The organism is Cognatundibacterium crateris (assembly GCF_010078235.1).
Lineage (GTDB): Bacteria > Pseudomonadota > Gammaproteobacteria > Burkholderiales > Burkholderiaceae_D > Undibacterium > Undibacterium crateris.
The window spans coordinates 1-3,325 of the sequence record NZ_JAABOS010000023.1 but is presented as its reverse complement, the minus strand read 5'-3'; the positions used below and the strand labels follow the sequence as shown (position 1 = coordinate 3,325).

The 3,325-nt window shown below is 36.2% G+C and carries 3 protein-coding genes; 2 read left to right on the top strand and 1 reads right to left on the bottom strand.

What is annotated here, in order from left to right:
• Positions 1 to 203: 203 nt before the first annotated feature.
• Entirely contained in the window at positions 204 to 2,126 is a 1,923-nt protein-coding gene (locus EYB48_RS18880) for a PIG-L family deacetylase (protein ID WP_162021925.1), read from the top strand.
• Between the two features lie 277 nt (positions 2,127 to 2,403).
• A complete protein-coding gene (locus EYB48_RS18875) occupies positions 2,404 to 3,012 on the top strand; it encodes a sigma-70 family RNA polymerase sigma factor (RefSeq protein WP_235935304.1) in 609 nt (202 codons plus the stop codon).
• Between the two features lie 191 nt (positions 3,013 to 3,203).
• On the opposite strand, the gene EYB48_RS18870 is transcribed toward EYB48_RS18875, so the two are convergent.
• A partial coding sequence (locus EYB48_RS18870) for an IS3 family transposase (protein ID WP_162021923.1) occupies positions 3,204 to 3,325 on the bottom strand: 122 nt, incomplete at its 5' end.

Genomic DNA, 3,325 nt, shown 5'->3' with positions numbered 1-3,325 from the left:
GTTATGCATGGCTTGATTTTACGGGAGGGTTACAATTTGAAGGTCCAAAAATTTAAGTTTTGTTAAACAGAATGTTAAATATTTAAAATTTCATTTCTTATTGTTCGCCATAAAACAATTTAAACAATCAATCTCATTGATTATGAATATATTGAATATGCTTATTTACCTAACAAATAAATCTACTTATTCGGAGAATTCATATGTTTAAATTCAAGTATTTGCCAGCTGTTGCTGCCTCAATTGCTTTGATAGGGTGCGGGGGCGGAGTTTCTGGAGAGAAAAAAGATATTGGTGTTAGCCTAAGTGAAAAGGCTATTGGCATTTCTGCGTTGCCATATTCAAATTCTCCAACGTTAATTAATTCGGCGATACAAATATCAACAACATCTCTTCCAGCACCGTCATCTATTGGTTCCAAATATATTGATCGAACATATTGCAACTCAAAAAAAGATGCGATGGTTCTCATCGCACATGCCGATGACGATCGGTATTTTATGGGTGACGAGATTCGAAATGAATTGGCAGCAGGAAACTGTCTGAAAGTTTTACATATCAATGCTGGATTTGATGTTTCAACTTTGACAGGTGCGGTCGAATATAACCCAAATGATCCTTTTTATTATCAAGGTAGAATTGACGGGGCAGTTGCTACTTATGCAAAGTTGCTTTCTGCGAACTACACACTTAATATTTACTTGACGCATGCATGGGATACGGTCAACGGGCAGTTGATAAATCGATATATTCTTTCGAAAGGGATCAATGGTGGCAATCCAAGTGGGCAAACTATTGAGATCCAAGTCTTAGGTCTTCCAAACTCTAGTAACGCTACCCCACTTTCCAATGCTGGGAACGTAACGTCTTTACTTTACTCAGACAGTAATGCGACCTCTATAAACATTGCGAGTAAAATTTCTGGTTACAGTGTTAACAATTCTTACAGTTGGGAAAATGTTCAAGGTATAGTTAATCAATTATTTACCTGGTTGAACCCATATAAAGTTTATTCGCTTGATCCATTCGGGATTCCAAATGATGATGGGAAAGAGGGACAACATCCTGATCACATCATGGCCGCAAGACTAGTTTACTTCTCTGATTATGCGAAAAATAATCCAAGTTCTGTTCAATATTTCAAAACATATAATGTAAATACATTTGAACCTAATTTGTCGTCCAGTATTGCTTCGGCAACGGAAAATGATTTAAACGAGCATTGGAGATTTGATTGGGGTTCTTCATTTATAACAAGTACTCCTTGTGATGTATCAAATTCGTCGGCTTCAGCACCTCAATTTAAACCTGATTCTTGGGCTTGTAAAAAATATACAGCTACTTCGTCGGAGTATTTTGTTGCAAGAAACGTCGTGGATTCTAATAATCTTTGCTTAAATGCAACAGGAGTTGCTAGTTTGAATTTTGGTACTTGTGGAGCTAGCTCATTGCAAGTGACGATTGGGAAGTCAAATCTAGCTTGGGTTTCCAATAATTCAACTGTTGTAGCAGGTGCATCAAGTAAATATGTGCTTTATCCAAATAGCTTATCAAACAAATCTAAAGTTGAGCTAATTAATTTCACTTCTCCTCAAAGTAGCTCTGCATGGCATTACAACGACCTAACCAATAAGTTTGAATTTACATATTTAGATGGCTCAAACAATAAGGTTAAATCTTGTTTATCTAAAGACTCTAATGGCAATGCTATTTTAGATAGTTGCGCCAGTGCCATAACGTTGAAGCCTAGTGATACTCAGACTCAAGCTGTTGGTAGTCTCCATCTAAAAAATGCAAAAACAGGTACATGCTTGGGAATCTCTAGTTCAGGTGTGGCGCTTGTAAGTTGTACTGATCCAAAAGCTTCATTGTCTTTAAATAGTGGTAAAAATTTAACTAGCAGTGATGGATCGTATTGCTTGAATAGTCCTACGTTTGCAGCGGGTGGTGCATTGACTGCAAAAACATGTTCAACAAGCTTGCCAGGTCAAAAGTTTACAATCGAAAAAATTACTACGTCAGGCCGTGTCGTAGTTCGTCCAAATTTAGATCACATGTGTGTTGAAGATGACTTAAATATTTGGGCATGTCATGCATATGAGCAACAAAATTGGATTGTTAATTAAAATACATTAATTGGGTGATTGGTTTATGTCTGGCTGGATTTAGTAAATCTAGCCAGATAATGAATATAAATCAAATGAGTTGAGTAGGGTCGCTTCGTTTATTAGAGAGTATTAATTTTTCTTTAATCCCTCAAGAAACCATAGAGAGACGTTGAATATTATCTCTAATGGTCCTCTTTATCCCAAATGTAGTTTTATGCTCCATTCGAATTTTAATAATTGGATAAATAGTAATTTAAAAAAAGAGTGTGTAGCTTAGAGGATAGATGTGAAATTGATGAAGTACTGCAATTGTCCGACGCAAATTCCCCCAAACATATTTGATGATTTGATGCTGACAGTCACTACAAGCAGGGCGTTAATGTTAAGAATTGCTCAATTGCAACTAAATTCAACAATTGATGCTGAAGATGTTGTGCAAGATGCGATACTAGCTGCATTGAAGGGATGGCAATCATTTAATGGGAATTCCTCAATAAAAACGTGGTTACTTGCAATTTTGAGATATAAAATAATTGACAAAATAAATGCAAAAGTAACTGAGTTAGTGACGTTTTCTAGTGGTACTTTAACTAATTATGAGTCTGAAGATGACAATGTTTCAATGGGGCAATCGCCATTGTTCTCTTCTACCTATGAGTCCGAAGTTTGTCCAATAAGGCATCTTGAAAGAAAACAATTGTTTGAAATTGTTGAATTGTGTTTGATTTCCTTGCCGGAAGAAAGTGCAAGAATATTTTTGATGCGTGAGTATCTGGGCCTAAAAATAGCAGAAATTGCGATTATGTTAGGAGTATCTGAGCCAAACGTGCGTGTCAAACTACATCGTAGTCGAGTAACCTTAAGGGAGTGCGCCAGTAAACGTTGGGGAGGTCACTTTTATTAAGATTGCAAGGTTTTAAATGACAGTATTTGACTTGAAGTTGTGCAAACTAAAGCTTGATTGTATTAGTTTCGATTTGATATGACAGTTAGTTTTTGCAAAATGAGAGATTGCCCGGTTTGATATTGATGTGAATTTTTATTAAACCAGTACAAAAAAATGAAGTAACCTCATTTGGTTGAACAGCTTGATCGTTACGTGGAAAAGGGCTGATTTCTGTATTGAACAGGACTCAGCCTTTTTAATTTTAGTTTTATACTTTCATGATTATAGTAAGCCAGTGACCTGCCCGGAAATTTCCTACCGCTGGTAACTT

What these genes read in the sequence shown, in the direction of transcription:
- EYB48_RS18880 (WP_162021925.1), top strand. Translation starts at nt 204, where the DNA reads ATGTTTAAATTCAAGTATTTGCCAGCTGTTGCTGCCTCAATTGCTTTG.
- EYB48_RS18875 (WP_235935304.1), top strand. Translation starts at nt 2,404, where the DNA reads ATGAAGTACTGCAATTGTCCGACGCAAATTCCCCCAAACATATTTGAT.